The following is a 17911-nucleotide window of genomic DNA, read 5'->3' as shown; positions in this document are numbered from 1 at the left end:
TCACGCCGTCGGACACCAGGCGCAGCATGCGCTCGGCGATCAGCGCGGGCGTCGTGCAGCACGGCGCCCTTTTCGCGGCGCGACACCAGCGTGCCGGCCGGGGTGTAGGCGCGGTCGGCAAAGGCTTCGGCCACCACGCGCAGGCCGGCGTCGCGCGCCCAGCCGATCAGCGGCGAGCCGGCCAGCGCCACCAGCACCAGGCGGTCGTCGATCTCGCGCAGGGCGGTGATCACGTCGCGCGCCTGGCGGGCGTCGTGGGCGATGGTGTTGTAGAGCGCGCCGTGGGGCTTCACGTAGCGCACTTCGGTGCCGGCGGCCTTGGCCAGGCCCTGCAGCGCGCCGATCTGGTAGATCACGTCGGCCACGAGGTCGGCGCTTTCCACGTCCATGTTGCGGCGACCGAAACCGACCAGATCGCGATAGGCCACGTGCGCCCCCACCACCACGCCGCGGGCCTGGGCCTCGCGCAGCGTGCGCAGGATGCCGGCGGCATCGCCGGCGTGGAAGCCGCAGGCCACGTTGGCGCTGCTCACGATGCCCAGCATGGCCGCGTCATCGCCCATGCGCCATGCGCCGAGGCTCTCGCCCAGGTCGCTGTTCAGATCCATTTTCATCGTCGTTCTCCTGGCGGTCGGTGCCGCCGATATCTCAAACCCGCGGAGCGCTGCGCGCAGCGCCCCGTCTATATGACCATGCCGGTCAATGCAATTGCCCGGCGGTTTCGCGAACGTCCTCGCGCACGGCCAGCGCCGTGCGGATGACGGCGCGCAGGGCCTGTGCCTGCGTGTCCAGCGCCACGCTGGGCGCGCCGCCACCCACGCGCGCGGCCTGCTCGGGCAGGTACGGCACATGGATGAAGCCGCCGCGCGCAGGCGCCGCAGTGCCCGGCAGCGTGGTGGCACCCGCGGCCTGCTGCGCCAGGCGGTGCATCAGCGCGTAGAAGATGTGGTTGCACACGAAGGTGCCCGCGGTGTTGGACACCGCGGCCGGCAGCCCTTCGGCGCGCAGGTCGCGCACGATCGCTTTGATGGGCAGCGTGGAAAAGTACGCCGCCGGGGCGCCCGGCACCACGGCGGTGTCCACCGGCTGCTGCCCGGCGTTGTCGGCGATGCGCGCATCGTCCAGGTTGATGGCCACGCGCTCCAGCGACACCTCGGCGCGGCCACCGGCCAGGCCCAGGCAGATCACCAGCGAGGGCCGCCACTGCGCCAGCGCCGCGTCGAGCGCCTGCGCGGCCTTGCCGAACACGCAGGGCAGCTGCACGGAGCGCACCGTGGCGCCCCCCATGCTGCCAGCCGTCGAGCGCCCGCGCCACCTCCCACGAGGGGTTGACCGGATCGCGCTCGAAGGGCTCGAAGCCGGTGAGCAGCACAGTGTGGGGGGCGGCGTCGGACACGGGCGGCCTTTCTTCGGACTATCGGAACATCAGGAAGTACATCAGGAACACGTTGCAGGTGAGCAGCGCGAGGGCCGTCGGCACCTGTGCGCGGATCACCGCATTCTTGTCCGGAAGCTCCAGCAGCGCGGCGGGCACGATGTTGAAGTTGGCGGCCATCGGGGTCAGCAGCGTGCCGCAGTAGCCCGAGAGCATGCCGATCGCGGCCATCACGGCGGGGTCGCCGTGGTACACGCCCAGCAGGATCGGCACACCCACGCCGCCCGTCATGACGGGGAAGGCGGCGAAGCCGTTGCCCATGATGATGGTGAACAGCGCCATGCCGATCACGTACACGGCACAGGCCACGAAGCGGATGTCCATGTTGATGTAGCTGGTGGTGATGTACGCCACGGCCTTGCCCACGCCGGCATCGGAGAACACCAGGCCGAGCATGCCCAGCATCTGCGGCAGCACCAGGGCCCAGCCCAGCGCGTCGGTCAGGCGGCGCGATTCGCGCAGGCCCTGCACGGGGCTCTCGCGGGTCAGCCAGCAGGCCAGCGCCAGCGACAGCACGCAGCCCACGCCCAGGCTCACCAGGGTGGTGTTCTTGGGGTCGATCAGCGGCACGCCGCCCACGGTCAGGTGCTTGGCCGACAGCGTACCGATCATCGTAATGAGCGGAATCGCCAGCGCGGGAATGAACAGGCGGTTGCCCAGGCGCTTGGCGCTGGTCTGGTACTCGGCCGGGGTGCGGGGGGTGTGCTTGCCCGCGCCCACGCCGCCGAAGCCGGCGATGAGCGCCATCACCACGGCGCCGGCGCCCACCCAGATGGGCGGCAGCAGGTCGCCGATGAGGAAGACCAGGGAATACAGGGCCCAGAACAGTCCGCTGGAAAAGCGCTTGGGGTTGTCACGGTCGGCCACGGTCATCACCGCGGTGATGGCCAGGATGGCGCCGACGAGGTAGTACAGGTGTTGGATGGTCAGTGTCATGTTCATGCTCCCTTGGCGCTGGAGAGGGTGCCGTCGCCATTGCCATTGCCGTTGCCATTGCGGGCAGCGGTTTCGGCGGCGTGCGCGGCCAGTTCACGGGCCAGCACGCCGTCCAGGCGGTGCAGGCGCCAGGCGTGGATGGCGAACGCGCAGATCGCGGTCGGAATGCCCCACAGCGCGATGTGGATCGGTTCGACGTCGATGCCGGCCTCGTGCAGGAAGGTGGACATCAGCACGATGGCACCGAAGGCCACGAAGATGTCTTCGCCGAAGAACAGGCCCACGTTGTCGGTGGCCGCCGAGAAGGCGCGCAGCTTGTGCCGGATGCGGTCGGGCAGCTTGCCGTAGCGCGCCTCGGTGGCGCCTTCGGCCATGGGGGCAAGCAGCGGGCGCACCATCTGGGGGTGGCCGCCCAGGCTGGTCAGGCCGATGGCGGCCGTGATCTGGCGGGCGCCCAGGTACACGATGAGCAGGCGGCCGGCAGTGGCCGATTTGATGCTGCTGATCCAGTTCTGCGCATGCTGGCGCAGGCCGTGGCGCTCCAGCAACCCGATCACCGCCAGGGGCAGCAGGATGATGAGCGGCAGGTTGCGCGTCTTGATGAAGCCGGTGCCGATGGTGGCCAGGATCTTGTCGATCGGAAATCCGGCGGCAAACGCCGTCGCGATGGCCGTGACGATCACCACCAGCATCGGGTTGAACCGCAGGATGAACCCCACGATGATGACCGCCACCCCGATGAGCGGCCACAGATTGACTACGTTTTGCATCTTGAACTTCCTTGAATACGTACAGCCCTGGCCGGTCCGGTGGTCGCGTGCGCCTCGCCGCCATTGGCGAAGAAGTGCGGACAACCGTAGGGCCCCACTGCCAGCCTGGCAGCGCGCGGGCAATGGGAGGTTGCTGCCCGAGCGCGGTCTGGACCGGCACGGCATACAACGCAAATTGCATGCCAATCCATGAACAACAAACCGGGGATCAACCCTTGAAAAACTTCAAGTTGTTGAACAATCGATGCACCTTGAAGAGACAACAAGCACCAATTTGTTTCACGATTGATCGATTTTGCCCAACAACAGGGCGGGCGACCGATCCGGACAAACCCTAGGAAAAGCGGTTAGAAAGCGGTATTCCACAGGGTGGATTCTTGCGAAGCAGGCCGATCTGCTACAAAGTGCGGAACCCCGATCCCGGCCTGCGCACGCCGTGCCGCACGCCCACCCCGAACCGCCAGGCATGACCATCGAAACCCCCACGAACGCCCAGACCCTGAACGAACGCACGGCGGAGCTGATCCGCCAGAAGATCGTGAAGGGCGAGTTCTCGCCCGGCCAGCGGCTGTCCGAGGCCGCCTTGAGCGAAAGCCTGGAGATTTCGCGCAACACCCTGCGCGAGGTCTTTCGCCTGCTGACCAAGGAAGGCCTGGTCAAGTACGAGCCCAACCGCGGCGTCTCGGTGGCCATCCCGAGCATCGCCTCGATCATCGACATCTACCGCGTGCGCCGGCTCATCGAGTGCCAGGCCATTGCCCAGGCCTACCCGCGCCACCCCGCCAAGAAGCACCTGCGCGAGGCGGTGGATTCGGCGGTGCGCTGCCGCGAGGCGGCCGACTGGCAGGGCGTGGGCACGGCCAATATGGAGTTCCACATGGCCATCGTGGAGCTGGCCGACAGCGAGCGCCTGAACGTGATGTTCTCGCACATCCTGGCCGAACTGCGGCTGGCCTTCGGGCTGCTGAACGACCCCGAGTTCCTGCACGCGCCGTACGTGGACATGAACGTGAAGATCGTCGATCTGTTCGAGGCGGGCAAACTGCGCGAGGCCTCGGACCAGCTCAACGAGTACCTCGTGCATTCGGAGCGCATCGTGCTGGCGGTGTATGCCCGGCGCATCTCCGACACCCCGGAGCGCTGAACCGCCCCGGCCTTTTTTCCAGAGCCCCTTTTTCGTCCCCCTCCCCTTTCCCCTTGCACACCATGAGCGCACAAACCCCCTCCATCGTCTACGGCACCGAAGACCTGCTGATCAGCCTCTGCAACTCGGTGACCCGGGTGCTCAGCGTGGCCACGCAGAGCCCCATCCACTACTCCGGCATGGTCCAGCGCATCACCAAGACCTGCCTGCGCCCCGACATCGGCTGCTTCGTGCTGTTCGACGGCGGGTTCTCGGGCCTGGTGATCATCAATTTCTCGAAGGAAGCGGCGATGGAGCTCTACCAGAGCTACCTGCTGAGCATGGGCATGTCCAAGGACGACCTGGCCAGCTCCTACACCTCGGACGAGGTGTCGAACGTGATGGGCGAGCTGATGAACCAGGTGGTGGGCGACTTCACCGGCAAGGTGCGCCGCGAGCTGCAGACCCACATCACGCAGAACCAGCCCAAGATGCTGGCGCTGAACAAGCAGGTGATGCTGAGCGTGGACGCCAACCTGGACAAGCCCGAGGCGCGCCGCGTGACCTTCTACACGGCCAGCAATCACATCTTCTATCTGGAGCTGGCGATCGACCGCACCGAGTTCATCAAGCTCGTCGATTTCGAGCCGCAGGAAGCCCCCGATCCCGACGCGCTGATCGCCCAGGCCGGTGAGCCCAAGGCCGCGGCCCCGGTGCCGGCCGCCGCGTCGTCCAGCGACACGGACGACCTGCTCAAGTCGCTGGGCATGTGACGGCGGGGCGGGCCGATGCGGTGGCGGGCCACGAAGGCACCGCCACTGAGACGCTATTTAATTAATAGCAATACGCCCTAGTGGAAATTGCGCTGAAGGCCTTTTCCGCCCCAAGCCTTGCCACAGCGTTGCGCGCCGGCATCACCCGGTTCGCGCCGCCCGTGACCGCGCGCGGCCGCCGGCGCACAATGCGCCGACCCTTCACTGCCCCCGCACTCCGCAATGACCTCCCTTCCGGCGCCCGGACACGCGCCCGCTGCCCGCGGCTTCGCCGCCCGATCCGCCCTGATGATCGCCGCGCTGGGGGTGGTGTTCGGCGACATCGGCACCTCGCCGCTCTACGCCTTCAAGGAATGCCTGAACCCCGAGCACGGCGTGGCGCTGGACCGCGCCGCGGTGCTGGGCCTGCTGTCGCTGGTGCTGTGGGGCCTGATGCTGGTGGTCACCCTCAAGTACGTGGTGTTCGTGCTGCGCGCAGACCACGACGGAGAAGGCGGCATCCTGGCACTGCAGGGCCTGGCCGCGCAGGCGCTGGAGCGCGGCGGCGCCCGCCCGTGGGCGTGGAAGGCCGTCGCCGGGCTGGGCCTGGTCGGCGCGGCCATGTTCTATGGCGACAGCCTCATCACGCCTGCCATCTCGGTGCTGTCGGCGGTCGAGGGGCTGGAGGTGGCCACGCCGGTGTTCAAGCCTTACGTGGTGCCCATCACGCTGCTGGTGCTGATCGGCCTGTTCCTCGTGCAGCGCCGGGGCACCGAATCGGTGGGCCGCGTGTTCGGGCCGGTGATGGTGCTGTGGTTCGGCGTGCTGGCGGTGTCCGGCCTCTGGCAGATCACGCAGAACCCGCACGTGCTGGAGGCCATCGACCCGCGCTGGGCGGTGCAGTTCCTGGCCACGCACCCGGCGCAGTCGCTGGCGGTACTGGGCGCGGTGTTCCTCGCGTTCACGGGTGGCGAGGCGCTGTATGCCGACATGGGCCATTTCGGCGCCACGCCCATCCGGCTGGCGTGGCTGTTCATCGCGCTGCCGTCGCTGGTGCTCAACTATTTCGGCCAGGGCGCGCTGGTGCTGGCCAACCCCGCGGCCATCGACAACCCGTTCTTCCGGCTCTTCCCCCCCTGGGCCACCGTGCCCGTGGTGGTGCTGGCCGCCTGCGCCACCGTCATCGCCTCGCAGGCGGTGATCTCGGGCGCGTTCTCCATGACGGCGCACGCCATCCGCATGGGCTACCTGCCGCGCATGCGCATCGTGCAGACCTCGGGCACCGCCATCGGCCAGATCTACCTGCCCACGATGAACTGGCTGCTCATGGCCGGCGTGCTGCTGCTGGTGCTGGCCTTTCGCAGCTCCAGCGCGCTGTCGGCCGCCTACGGCATCGCGGTGTCGCTCACCATGCTCACCACCACCTTGCTGGCCGGCGTGGTCGCGCTGCGGCTGTGGCGCTGGAACCCGCTGGCCGTGGGCCTGGGCGTGGGCTGCTTCGCGCTGGTGGACGTGACCTTCATCGTGGCCAACAGCCTGAAGATCGCCGACGGCGGCTGGCTGACCCTGGCGGTGGCGGCGCTGGTCATGTTCGTCTTCACCACCTGGGCCAAGGGCCGGCGCGTGGCCGAGCAGGCGGCGGCGCAGGAGCGCATGCCGCTCGCCCCCTTCATCGAGGCCCTGGCGCACGGCATGCCGCACCGCGTGCGCGGCACCGCCGTGTTTGAAGCGGGGCGCGATATTTGCAGCGGCAAAACTGCGATAAATCAAAACTGAGGATTTTTCGCGTGGCGCAAGATATTTACGCAACAGGAATCCAACATTGCCGAGCGACTCACATTTGAGCCGCTCAATGCATTAGAGCCACCTCAAGCCCTTGCCGCCATGACGACCTTCTGGGGTACTCACTTTATGAGGACCCCGCCCCGCTACTCGGTCAGGCCGTTGAGCCATACGGCCAGGATATCCAACACGGCCGCCTCATCCTCATGACCAAGCGTGCCGGCTTCGGGATCGGCGAATAGGAGCCCACGACGCGGCATGTCTTCCGTGCCCCATTCGTGAAATGCAGCGTATGACTGGCCAAAGCCTACTCGCACGCTGCTGTCGTCGGCTTGGTGGGTCAGACTGTGCAGCATATCGCCAAGGCGATCCAGCAGCAGCCGGTTGCCGTTGTCCGGATAGGTTGCGAGCGTGGCCGGTGCCCAGGGCGCCCAAAATTTGCCCAGCGGATCGGTGCGCGTCTCAAACCTGTTGCTGACCCGCGTCTCCAGTTCCGTACCGATGCTTTCCAAGACAGGGCGCATGTCCCGCATGCGCGCGTACAGCGCGTGCAGGTCAGCGGTGAATGCGTCATCGTTGGTGGTGACTTCCAGCAATTCAATTCTCCGAGGTGGGCTTGAATGGGTTCCTCGGCCGCAGGGGAATGACTCGCAGATGCTCCGCCCTTCGCCGTGCGTCCTCCACGCTCATGCGGCCATCGAACACGTAGCCATCCCCGCGCGCTACGGCTACCAATGCGGCCCCCTCCAGCACGCTCACCGCAAACCCGATGATCTGGGACAGGCAGGCGGTTGACTTTCCCTGCGACTCAATGTCGGCGATGGATTCGCGGACAGATTTGATGTCTGCCCAGATGAGTGGATCGGCGCTGACTGTGCCGTGGATGGTGTTCATTCGACCTTCTTCCCAGCGCCGCCGTTGCCGGCCGTAGCGCGGTTGGTGTGGTTCATCGGGCAGGGAATGTCCTGCCGTTTGCGGGACCAGATATCAGTCCCGCTTTCCATGGTGCAAGTGGGTGCCTTGGGCGCTGCAGCATCGCGTGCGAACGGCAGCGTGATGGCCGCCCCGATCACGAGCCCGAACAGGAATTCAGGGATTGAAAACCGCATGCTTCTTACCTGTCACTATTGAATGGAAGCGCCGCGACTCTGCGCCAGCTCGCGCAGCGCATCCTGCAGCGATGCGGCCCCGCTCGCGCTGGTGTCCACCGGCCCGTACTTCTTGTTCTCCACCGTGATGTACACGTTCGTCACGCTGCCCGTTTGCCGGCTGGCATCGCTGGCCGTGGCGGTGCTGCCGGACTGCTGGGCCTGCTGCTTGGCTTCGGCATTGACCTTGTCGCGCGCCTGCTGCACCACGGCATCGGCAATCGCTTTGTTGATCTGATTCATGTCCGCGCCGCCGGTGCGCGACAGCACGCCCGCTGGCCGGTCGATCGCGGCGGCGAACTGGTCCACGATGCGCAGGGCCGCGGCTTCATCCAGGCCCGCCGACTTGGCCGTGTTGAACACCGAGGCGCGCGTGGCCACCGAGGCTTCCACCCGCTGGCCGGCCGTGTTCAGGCTGAACCCTTCCTTGTCCATGTTCCACTTTTCGCGGTACAGCTCCATCTCGCGTTCCTTGAGCTGATTGGACTTCTCCTGCGCTGCAATGGCGCGCTCCTGTGCAGCGTTCTCCCGCTCCAGCGCGGTAGTGGCTGCATCGCGCGCCCGTGCACTGCGCAGCGTGGCGTCGGTGTGCTTGTCGCGCGCATCCGTGCCGTTGCGCAGCATCGTGATTTCCGCCTGCAGCCGCACGACGCCGGCCGCTGCCGCCTCGGCCTCCAGCTTCTTGGCCTTGCCCAGTTCGATGCGGTTGCGCAGTTCCGCTTCCAACTCCGGGTTGGTTTCCTTGTTGGCATGCAGTTCCTTGAGCTTGGTCTCGGCCACGCGGATGGATGCCTCGGCCTCGTCGTTCATCGCCTTGGCCGTGGCCTGGACGATCTTGATCTCGATTTCCTTCTGTCGAATCTTGGAGTTCAGCACTGCCACTTCGTTGCCCGCCGCCCTGGCGGTCGCCTCATAGGCGCGCTCTTGCGCCATCTCCAGATTCAGCCCGGCCTGCGCCACGGTGTTCTTGGCCGCCAGCGCCTTGGCCTGCGCCTCGATCTGCGCGCTCGACAACTCCGCCGAGGCCGCCACCGCGCGCTGCGCCTGGTCGATCTTCTGCAGCACCTCGGCAGCGGCTTGCAGATTGCCCAGCGCCATCTGCTTTTCGTACTCGGCGCGCAGTTCCTTCACGCGGGTGACCTGGGCGGCCACGGCGGCGGCGGCATCGGTGGACGCCTTCGTTTGCTTCTGCCCTGCCGCTTCGGCATTCTTGCCTGCCGCCTCGATGCTGGCGGCCATGGCCTTGATGTCGGCATCGGCCTTGGCGCTGGCGGTCGCGGTCGCCTCGGTGGCCGTCATCAGGCCACTGAACCCGTTGCGGGCGATCTGCGCACCGGCGGCGGCGCGGTCCATCGCCAGGTTGGCCCGGCGCGCGAATTCGTCGCTGACCCCAGCCAGGCCGGCGAGGGCCTCGCGCATCTGGGCGGCATCGTCCAGCAGCTTTTGCTTGGCGCTGCCGATGGCGATCTTGGACAACGACTCCGACAGCGAGGCCACGCCCTTGACGACGAACGCGGCCATCTCTGTGAACGCAATGCCCAGGCCATAGATGTAGGCCAGCACCGTATTGGCGCCGGCTGTCATCACGCCGTAGGCCAACTGCACCGAGTTGCCCGCTGTGCTGGCGTAGTTGCCGATCTCGGTGAAGGCGGCACCCGCGCGGGTGGCAAAGTCCTGCATGCTGGTGGTGATCGCCTTGAAGTCGATCTGCGCCAGGAAGTCCCGGCCCCACTTGATCCCCGAGCGGAATGCCTCCGCGATGGACTCGCCGAACTTGGCAATCGTGCCATCGGACACCATGCCGCGAATCGCGCCGGCCAGCTCATTCACCGCATCTTTCAGCACTGGCAGCACGGGCGCGCCCAGCACGTTCTTGACCGTGTCCCAGGCGCTCGCCAGGCCGTTCATCGCGCCCGGCAGGTTGTCCTGCATGATCGCCGCCGTGCGTGCTGCGCTGCCCGCGGAATCCTCCAGCTTGGCGGTCAGTTCGGTGAGGGCGCCGATGCCCTGGTTCAGCAGCGCGCGAAACGGCGGGCCGGCCTCCATGCCGACCGCCAGGATGGCGCTGGCCCCGCGCGGCCCGGCCGCTGCCAGCTGCTGCAGCGCCTGCCCGAAGTTGTTCGTGGTGATCCCGATGGCGTTCAGGCTCTCGCGGAACTTGCTGGCCGGGTCGGCGAACTGGCTCAGGATGCTGTTGAGCGCCGTGCCCGCGCGGCTGGCGTCGATGCCGGCATCCGCGAACTTGCCGATGATGGCAACCGTGGATTCCAGGCTCAGGCCCAGGCTGTGCGCCACGGGCGCGGTATACGACAGCGCTTCGGCCAGGCCCTTGACGCTGGTGTTGGAGGCATTCGCGCCCTTGGCAAGCACGTCGGCCACGCGCCCAGCCTGGTCGAACGACAGGCCCATGCCCATCACCGCCTTGGTGACCACCTCGCTGGCCTGCGCCAGTTCGATGTCGCCGGCCTGGGCCAGGGACAGCACGGCGGGCAGCGTCGTGATGGCATCCTTGGCGCTCAGGCCCGCCTTGGCGAGGTTTTCCAGCGCGTTCGCGGCCTCGACGCTGGTGTATTTGGTGTTCGCGCCCGCGTCCTCGGCGGCTTGCTTGAGCGCCACCATTTCCTGCGCGCTCGCATCGGTCGCCGCCTTGACCCGCGAGAGCGCCGCCTCGAATTCCGCCGCCGACTTGACCGCCCCCGCGAACAACGTGACGCCGAAGAAGGCCGCCACGGCAGCGCCCAATGCCGCCACCTTGGCCTGCACGCTGCCCAGCATGCTGCTGGCTTCATCCTTGACCCGGATGAGGATTTCGATGGGCTTGAGGCTCATGCTTTCGCCTGGATAATCGACCGTACTACGCGGGCAAGCGCCGCGCCAATTCGCACTCGACCAGCTTGCCCGCAATCACCGCATGCAGCGCCCGCGCGCAGTGGTCGGTGGCCGTCCCCTTGGCGGCACGCCCGCTGCCATCGTTCGCGGGCTTGACGTAGTCACCCAATGCCAATGGCTCGGCGGCTTGCACCGGGTAGCTATAGCCCGTCACGCCCGAGAACGCCTCGCCCGGCTGCGCGGCGGTTTCGCTGATGCACTGCACATCCCGCACATCGGCCGTGCCCAGCGCATAGGCGCCGTCGTAGCCGATGAATCGATGTGCTTCCAACACTGCGGTGGCCACGACCGTGACCGCGTGTTGCTTGTCGAACTGGGGACCGCTGATGGGAGGTATCGGCATGCTGGTTTCCTTCAAAAAGGCAAGGGGTTCATCGGTTGGATCGAGTGCCTTCAGGCATCGCTGAAACACACAGCGAAGTCTTGCGCAGCGGTGCCGAACTTCACCTCGGCCAAGCCCTTGATGGCGGGCGGGTGGGCGCCCAGCCAGCCCACATGCCGCAGATACCAATGTCCCGGCATGGGGTTGGCGGGGGCATGCGGCGGGTAGAACGAGGCGCTGCGATTCTTGAAACGGCGAGCTTCCACGCCATCCGCGAAGGCCGGATCAACGTTGCCCGCTTGCATGAGCAGCCGGCCATCCTCCGTGGCGGTCAGCCCCTTCACCCAACCATAGGCCGGATGGTCGGTGTCGGGGTGGCCCAGCGTCAGGGGCGCTTCCTGGAGGGCCGGGTTGTATACCGTCGCCATGGCCTTGACGTCCGCGACCGAGAAGGCATGTGCGTTGCCCGCGTTGTCCACATGCGATCCTGCCCGGAAGATTTCGATGGGCTGGCTCTGCAGCGCACGTACGGCCGCAGAGACGGCAGGGCCAGGCAATGTCGCGCCCTCGCTGAAACTGGCTGCGTTATGGGGCAGGGTCACATGCTGCAGCGCTTCGGCGTAGCTCACGCGGTTGGCGCTGGCATGCGCCTTCGCAGCCGCGTCGATCTGCCGATCAACGGCGCTGGAATGGCTGATTTGCGGGCGCTGGAGCGCTGCGGCATCTTCTTGCGCGCCCAGCACCATGCGCAGCGCGGCCAGGTAGTCCACGCCATGCTGCGCGGCATAGCGCTTCGCCGCCGTGTCAATCTGGGCATCGGTCAAGGGCTCGGCGGTGGTGGTAACTGCAGCGCTGGCAGACGACGCGCCGGGCGGCGTTTCGGCGAAGGCCACCACATGGTTGAGGGCCTCGGAATAGCTCACGCGGTGGTCACGGGCATGGGCGATGGCGCGGGCGTTGATCTGGGCATCGGTCAGGTGGATGGAAGGCATGGCGATGGCTTCAAAGAATGGAAACGGTTTAAAAGCCCAGGAAGGCCGGCTAACGCTGGATGGCCCCGATGGGTCGGCCGAACGCTTTGGGATGATTTGGGAGCGGTTTCCGTGCGAAACGGACAGGGTCTGAGCCGCAGGGGAGGCTCCGCTATGCGATTTCCACACCCAGGGAGCGCAGGGCGGCTTTTTCCGCGACGATGGCGGGAGTCAGTTCCGCCAAGGTTCCGCGCGCCGTGTCCATCAGCAAGGTGGGATTGAATGTCATGGCGTGGTGCCTCACCGAGTCCAGCGAAAAAGCCGGCACCTGTAATCCGCTGCGCATCGACATTGCGTGGGTCTGGCCTTGCTCCATCAGCAAGTGGTTCAAGCACAGGAGCTGGTCGTGGAGCGTGCGCAACTTCTTCGCAGCTTCCACATACGCCGGACCCAGTGCTTCGGCGCGTGCGTTCAGCAATCGCCGCAGGAGTTGCGGGCGTTGTTCCTCCAACTGTTCCAGTTCGGTCGCGGCACGTCCCAGCTTGCGCATGAGACCTGCCACGGTCTGCTCGATGGCGGCCTGCGTGCCTTGTTCAGCGAGATCGCCGACGCGCTGCGCCAGGCCCTTGTCCAGCGCCGCGAGTTCAGCGGCCTTGTCCTGCCCGGTGGCGATGTCGGCCAGCAAGTCTTCGCGCTGGGTCTCCAGCGCGGCCACCTCGCCCGCTTGGACGCGTAGCGCGCCGGCCTTGGCTTGCTGGTCGGCGATGGCCTGCCGGAGTTGGGCGATGCTGGCGCGAGCGACGGACATCGCCTGTTGGTTTTCCAGCACCGTTTGCAGATGCATCGAGTAGGAGGTTTCGGTGGTCATGGATGAAAAGGTGTGGTGAGTGATGGTTTTGGAGGTCAGGCTTTGGCGCGTGATTTGCGATGTTCGGTTTCCAGTTGCCGCACGCGGGACTCGGTCAAGCCACACATGCCCGCCGCCGCCTTGTACGAGTAGCCCTTGCCCAGCAAGTCCAGAGCCTTGGCCGCATTGGTGTTGCTCGACACCAGATGTCCAACCGGGATGTAGGGCTGCGTGCCGCCCAGGTCCTTGGCAATGCCCTGAGCAAGGTGCAGGCAGAGTTCAGCCGCATCGGCCTGGACCTTCGGAGGACTTGCCAGCAACGTGCAGTAGAAGCTGTAGGCAAAGTCTTTCCAGACCTCCGGCCATTGCGGCGGCAGCACGGCTTCCAGCGGCGCGAGTTGCGCTTCGGACAGCTCTTGCAGCTTGGGTCTCAGGGGAATTTCTGGCATGGTGGGCAGCGGTTCGTTGAACTGCCTGCATGGTCCATTGACGGCCTACATTTCTTTCAATGGAGTACGTCAGTTTTATGTTTGACGCCACGCGCTTTTCACAAGCGGCCGGACTGGCACGTCCAGGCTGTCGCCGACTTTGGAAAGCCCTCGCGCAACGCCATTCCAAACAAACCCACGCACTGGGTCTGGTGCCTCAAGCCCCATGCGCAGAACAATGCACCCATCCCAACAACCACTGCATGAGAGGTGCACCATGAACCACAACATCCCCGCCGATCTGAGCCCCGAAACCGCTGCCTGGCTGCAGGCGCAAATGGTGATCCAGAACGCCCGCACCGCCGCCGTGCTGCGCGAGGAAATCACCAAGGTGGACGACTGGGCCAATGGCATCTTCGCTGCGTTGCGCGACGTGCTGGGCCACCAGTTGAAAGAGTCGCCCGAGATGGGCAAAGCGCTGGCAAAGACTTGGAGCCGCGCGGCGCGGGATTTCGACCGCATCCACGTGCATGGACTGCCGGCCAAGCCGCACGAGCCGCTGGAGTTGTTGGAGGCCCGGAAGATGTACTACCGGCTGTTTTCCCATGTGGGGTTCATGCCGAAGGTGGGGCGAGTGTAAAAATACGGACGTTCGGAGTTTTCTTATGGAAGAAATACCAAAAAACTCCGAACGTTCGGAGTTTGGGCTATCATTCGCCTAGGTGCTGAACACACCTTTGCTAGGCGGCCAACCGCGACCGTCATTCGTGGTTTTTTTGTGCCTGTACGTTTTGTATAGGCCGGGTAGCGCGCAGCTATAAAAGACCTTTCGGGGGAAATCTGCGGGCGGGCCTAGCACCGTGTTCAAGTACCCGGCCGCCTCTCTGAACAGGAGGCGAATTGAACGAAACGCTAGGAGGCCATCATGGCTGTCATCCATCTCCCGCGCTGCACCGCAGCGACCCCTGACCCGATCCAACTGCACGCCCAGGCCATGAACAGCCTGAGCCGTTGCCTGCTTGAACTGCGCGCGGCCCTGCCGTCCTACGCCCTCGCCCAGAATCTTCTGGAGGAGGCACGCGAGGCCCTGGAAACCCTCGCGGCAGTTGATGCCGGCTCGGTTCACTGAAAGGGGCGCACCATGTCTTACGAACTTTCGGAACAGGAATTTTGGAACCTGCAAGGCTGCATGCGGCAAGCAGGCTTGATGGAAGAACTGTGCAGCCATATTTCAGGCCAAGCCCCTCTCAATGTAGAAGGTCTGTACTTTTTCTTTCGTACCCAGAAAGCAGCATTGAGTGCCATTTTGGAGGCTGCGGATGAACGCAGCACCGCTCAACTGATGTTGAACCAATCTGTATCGACGCCTGCAATCCAAGGCGTTTCACCTGATCTTTTGGTACGCATCATGGATGCGTGCAGTGGTGCAGTCGTCGATGAAGCGTCGTTGGTCAGGCTTCACCAGGAGTTGTATGACGCCACCATTCTGAATGGTGAATCGGCTCCCTTGATAGCGTTGTATGCGGCCTTGCAACGGCAAGGCTATTCCGTGGGCCACACCATCATGAATGGTGTCGCGCAGGTGTCTATTACCTCGCCTTCCTCGAAAAAGGCGCCATCGTCGAAGCAACGCAAAGCACCCGCACGCAGGCGTGAAGGGCTGACGGCAAGCGCCTGACCCAAAACAGCCCGCCACGGTGTTCAATGCCCTGGCGGGCTGATTTTTTGCCCCTTACGATTCACTGCAACAACACCAAGGAAGGAATCACCATGACAGCAACACGTGGCCGCCCCCGCAAGCAAATTCCGACGCAACCTGCAATCCAAATCAATGAAGAAGCACTCGCATCAGCCGTGAATGCAGGACGCGAGTTAGCCCTTCTGAAAGAGGACTACACCAGCGAGCGCGACAACCTCAATCAACTGATTGGCCGCGTCCAGATGGGATTGGCAATTGGTGGGCTTGCCAATGCACTGAACCTGCAGTCGTTGAAGTCGATCAAGGAATCGAAGAGCTACAAATCGCTGGCAGGTCAAACGGGCGCTGATCGCAATGGGTTTCCTGTCGCCGACATTGGCACCTGGGATGGCTTCTGTCGCGCGCTTGGCTTTAGCCCCGACAAATTGGATGAGGATTTGAAAAACCTCGACGCCTTCGGCGAAGAGGCGTTGAGTAACCTAGCCGCCATTGGAGCCGGATACCGTGAACTTCGCCAGTATCGCAAGTTGCCCGAGGACAGCAAGCAGGCCCTGCTGGATGTTGCCAAGACTGGTGACAAGGAAGGTTTCGTGGAATTGGCTGAAGAGATCATTTCCAAACACGTCAAGGAAAAAGAGACTTTGACAAAGCAGTTGAATGAGGCCACGGAAACACTCGAAGCAAAGGATCGGCTGATCGCCAACAAGAACGAGCGCATCGATATGCTGGAAGAGCGCGCTGCCAAGCGCTTCAAACCGGTTCCCGGCAGCGAGGCGAAATCCGAAGAAGAGCAAATATTGATGGACGCCATCACCCAGGCTACGTTGCAACTGGAAGTGCCCTTGCGCCGCCTGTTTTTGGCGGTGGATGCCGCGTTGTCCGCATCGGCCAGTGAAGCGGCTGACCTCAAGGCCCGACAGGCAGTTGAATTTGCATGCCAACGGTTGGTGGACATAGCAAATGGCTTCCGGATTACTGTGGACTTGGAAAGCCAGCTAAATCCACCATGGATGAGTGAGGAAATGATCGAAGATATGGAAAACCGCATACGTGAGAATCGGGCCACCAATCCACGTGCTTTGTGAGGTGGATATGGCCCAACAGAAGCACTCCCGCAACTGGAAGCGCCTGCAGCCCACCAGCCTGCGCCACGCGCTGGAATTGTGCAAGGAACACGCCCGCGAGCGCCTCAATCGGTCCGTGGAGCGCATTGCCGATGAGATGGGCATCACCGACCATTGGACCGTGTACAAGTGGCTGCAAACGGGCCGCATCCCGGCCAATCTGATCCGCCCCTATGAATCGGCCTGCGGCATCGACTTCGTGACGCGCTGGATCGCCGCCAGCGCGGGCAAGATGCTGGTGGACATTCCCACCGGCCGGCGCTTGGCAGGCACCGACGTGGTGGCCCTGCACAACGGCTTCGGCGCGGCCCTGCAACTGCTCACCGACTTCTACGCCTCCAAGGCCGAGCCCGATGCCGTCATCGCGGCCCTGACGGCCCATCTGCAGGACGTTGCGTGGCACCGCGCCAACGTCGCCCAGTTCGCCACGCCTGAACTGGATTTTGCGGGGTAGGCAGGCGCCTGGCGCGCCTTCATCCCTGCGCCCCTCCCTAGGAATTCGCGGAGACGCACGGCGCACGCACGCTTGACGGCGCGCAGTCGTGACAATCTCATGGAGCCCTTCGCAACACTACGGGGGCACCATGCTCGACCACCCTTCCTCCTCGCTGCTCAAGAAAGCCGCAAGCACCCTCGATCTGCCTTACACGCAGTGGCCGTCCTACTACGACCAGTTGATCGCCATCCTCGACGCCACGGCCGCAACCGGCCTCGAAGGCACCACGCGCCTAACCCCAGCGCAGCGCGATGAGGTCAGGGCGATGAGGGACCGCCTGGACGAGAAGAAGCGGGCAGACATGGCGCCGGTACGCGGCGCGTCCGTGCCGCCCGGACCGTGAAGGTAGGCTAGGGGCGCCCAGGTGACTGCCGGCACCGGGCCAGCGCGGTGGCGAGGAGGTCGCCGGCCGCACCATCCTCGGCGCTCGATAAGTGAAGGCCGTTCATGGGACCAATTCGGGAAAGAAAGAAACACTGCGTGGTCTTACCACTCACAAAACGCGCACAGCCATGGGCAGCATTTCGACACCGATGAAGTTTCCGCCTGAGCAGTTGGCTTTCATTGAAGCCACCATCCGCCAGCATCACTATGCGCGACTGGATGAAACGTTGACCACGTTGAAGCTCGCCGGAATTGCTCTGTCAAGGTCAGGTTTGCATCGCTATGCAAAGCGCCTTGAGCGTCTGGACTGCGTGTGCCCGCCCCAGGTCAAAGGGACGCTGGTGGTGATCGTGAGCCGTGCGAGCGGGCGAACATGGACAGTGATGAGCGCCGCCAGCGGTGAGGCGATTGCACAGCAAGTCGCTACCCTCGACACGGTCAAATGAGGCTTTTACCAGGGGAAAGAGATTTGCAAAACTTATCCCCCTATCTGCCAATAAATCCCCACTAAATCCCAAAATATCGCGCCTCCCTCTCTTCTTTTATCTCACTCCCGTTCACGTGTTCATGACCGCCGACGCCGACAGCGTGCCGCACGCGCTGCTGCACAACCTCAAGCACAAACAAGGTGCTGCACGAGCAGAAACCTGTTCGTGACCGTGCGCAGCCACGAGGTCCCCTGGATCGGGCTGGACCGGCGGCTGCAGGTCGAACCCCTGGGCGGCGACTGCTGGCAGGTGATCGTGCACTACGGCTTCAAGAACGATCCCGACCTGCCCGGAGCCCTGGCGCTGATGCGCGGGGA

At 64.7% G+C, this 17911-nt stretch carries 20 protein-coding genes and 3 pseudogenes; 11 read left to right on the top strand and 12 right to left on the bottom strand.

Going from position 1 to position 17911, the window contains the following annotated elements; all coding sequences use genetic code 11:
- The 4 genes and pseudogenes from AC27IQ_RS09315 to AC27IQ_RS09300 form a co-directional block, all read right to left on the bottom strand.
- Positions 1–614, bottom strand: a pseudogene (locus AC27IQ_RS09315) (LamB/YcsF family protein); the annotation flags it as partial.
- An 85-nt stretch (positions 615–699) separates the two neighbouring features.
- Positions 700–1396, bottom strand: a pseudogene (gene pcp, locus AC27IQ_RS09310) (pyroglutamyl-peptidase I).
- Between the two features lie 18 nt (positions 1397–1414).
- Positions 1415–2371: a DUF979 domain-containing protein gene (locus tag AC27IQ_RS09305; RefSeq protein WP_272564729.1), complete on the bottom strand. Its 957-nt coding sequence runs from the start codon at positions 2369–2371 to the stop codon at positions 1415–1417.
- Positions 2372–2373: 2 nt separating this feature from the next.
- Positions 2374–3141, bottom strand: coding sequence for a DUF969 domain-containing protein (locus AC27IQ_RS09300; protein ID WP_284407590.1), 768 nt, complete (start codon positions 3139–3141; stop codon positions 2374–2376).
- Between the two features lie 466 nt (positions 3142–3607).
- On the opposite strand from AC27IQ_RS09300, the gene AC27IQ_RS09295 reads away from it, so the two are divergent.
- The 3 genes from AC27IQ_RS09295 (at position 3608) to AC27IQ_RS09285 (ending at position 6792) form a co-directional block, all read left to right on the top strand.
- Positions 3608–4285 carry a GntR family transcriptional regulator gene (locus AC27IQ_RS09295; protein ID WP_284429148.1) on the top strand — a complete coding sequence of 226 codons (678 nt, stop codon included), beginning with the start codon at positions 3608–3610 and terminating at the stop codon, positions 4283–4285.
- Between the two features lie 62 nt (positions 4286–4347).
- The gene (locus tag AC27IQ_RS09290; RefSeq protein WP_284402360.1) at positions 4348–5037 is read left to right on the top strand and encodes a DUF3334 family protein; all 690 of its coding nucleotides are present in this window, start codon (positions 4348–4350) and stop codon (positions 5035–5037) included.
- 222 nt (positions 5038–5259) lie between these two features.
- Complete coding sequence (locus AC27IQ_RS09285; RefSeq protein WP_487089300.1) at positions 5260–6792, top strand: potassium transporter Kup; 1533 nt, start codon at positions 5260–5262, stop codon at positions 6790–6792.
- A gap of 152 nt (positions 6793–6944) precedes the next feature.
- Here AC27IQ_RS09285 and AC27IQ_RS09280 read toward each other — a convergent pair whose 3' ends face one another.
- From AC27IQ_RS09280 to AC27IQ_RS09245, 8 genes are all read right to left on the bottom strand, one after another.
- A complete protein-coding gene (locus tag AC27IQ_RS09280) occupies positions 6945–7394 on the bottom strand; it encodes a phage virion morphogenesis protein (RefSeq protein WP_487089299.1) in 450 nt (149 codons plus the stop codon).
- Position 7395: 1 nt separating this feature from the next.
- Entirely contained in the window at positions 7396–7692 is a 297-nt protein-coding gene (locus AC27IQ_RS09275; RefSeq protein WP_487089298.1) for a hypothetical protein, read from the bottom strand.
- On the bottom strand, positions 7689–7907 hold the full coding sequence (locus AC27IQ_RS09270) for a hypothetical protein (protein WP_487089297.1): 219 nt from the start codon (positions 7905–7907) through the stop codon (positions 7689–7691). The genes AC27IQ_RS09275 and AC27IQ_RS09270 overlap by 4 nt, the downstream gene beginning before the upstream one ends.
- A 15-nt stretch (positions 7908–7922) precedes the next feature.
- Positions 7923–10775 (bottom strand): phage tail tape measure protein, encoded by a 2853-nt coding sequence (locus AC27IQ_RS09265; RefSeq protein ID WP_487089296.1) that lies wholly within the window; start codon positions 10773–10775, stop codon positions 7923–7925.
- A 25-nt stretch (positions 10776–10800) separates the two neighbouring features.
- Positions 10801–11178, bottom strand: coding sequence for a DUF2190 domain-containing protein (locus AC27IQ_RS09260; protein ID WP_487089295.1), 378 nt, complete (start codon positions 11176–11178; stop codon positions 10801–10803).
- 50 nt (positions 11179–11228) lie between these two features.
- Entirely contained in the window at positions 11229–12149 is a 921-nt protein-coding gene (locus AC27IQ_RS09255; RefSeq protein WP_487089294.1) for a hypothetical protein, read from the bottom strand.
- Between the two features lie 151 nt (positions 12150–12300).
- Positions 12301–12996, bottom strand: coding sequence for a hypothetical protein (locus AC27IQ_RS09250; RefSeq protein WP_487089293.1), 696 nt, complete (start codon positions 12994–12996; stop codon positions 12301–12303).
- Positions 12997–13031: 35 nt separating this feature from the next.
- Positions 13032–13424 (bottom strand): hypothetical protein, encoded by a 393-nt coding sequence (locus tag AC27IQ_RS09245; protein ID WP_487089292.1) that lies wholly within the window; start codon positions 13422–13424, stop codon positions 13032–13034.
- Positions 13425–13680: 256 nt separating this feature from the next.
- Here AC27IQ_RS09245 and AC27IQ_RS09240 point away from each other — a divergent pair, with 256 nt between their 5' ends.
- The 8 genes and pseudogenes from AC27IQ_RS09240 to AC27IQ_RS09205 form a co-directional block, all read left to right on the top strand.
- On the top strand, positions 13681–14043 hold the full coding sequence (locus tag AC27IQ_RS09240; RefSeq protein WP_487089291.1) for a hypothetical protein: 363 nt from the start codon (positions 13681–13683) through the stop codon (positions 14041–14043).
- A gap of 285 nt (positions 14044–14328) precedes the next feature.
- Positions 14329–14532 carry a hypothetical protein gene (locus AC27IQ_RS09235; RefSeq protein WP_487089290.1) on the top strand — a complete coding sequence of 68 codons (204 nt, stop codon included), beginning with the start codon at positions 14329–14331 and terminating at the stop codon, positions 14530–14532.
- A gap of 12 nt (positions 14533–14544) precedes the next feature.
- A complete protein-coding gene (locus AC27IQ_RS09230) occupies positions 14545–15081 on the top strand; it encodes a hypothetical protein (RefSeq protein WP_487089289.1) in 537 nt (178 codons plus the stop codon).
- Between the two features lie 92 nt (positions 15082–15173).
- Positions 15174–16187, top strand: coding sequence for a hypothetical protein (locus AC27IQ_RS09225; protein WP_487089288.1), 1014 nt, complete (start codon positions 15174–15176; stop codon positions 16185–16187).
- Positions 16188–16194: 7 nt separating this feature from the next.
- Positions 16195–16680, top strand: coding sequence for a hypothetical protein (locus AC27IQ_RS09220; RefSeq protein ID WP_487089287.1), 486 nt, complete (start codon positions 16195–16197; stop codon positions 16678–16680).
- Between the two features lie 130 nt (positions 16681–16810).
- Positions 16811–17065, top strand: coding sequence for a hypothetical protein (locus tag AC27IQ_RS09215; RefSeq protein WP_487089286.1), 255 nt, complete (start codon positions 16811–16813; stop codon positions 17063–17065).
- 169 nt (positions 17066–17234) lie between these two features.
- Positions 17235–17552 carry a hypothetical protein gene (locus AC27IQ_RS09210; protein ID WP_487089285.1) on the top strand — a complete coding sequence of 106 codons (318 nt, stop codon included), beginning with the start codon at positions 17235–17237 and terminating at the stop codon, positions 17550–17552.
- Positions 17553–17667: 115 nt separating this feature from the next.
- Positions 17668–17911 (top strand): annotated as a pseudogene (locus AC27IQ_RS09205) (KUP/HAK/KT family potassium transporter); the annotation flags it as partial.

This window comes from Acidovorax sp. KPB24-07 (assembly GCF_057543315.1).
This window is presented reverse-complemented; position numbering and strand designations above follow the sequence as displayed.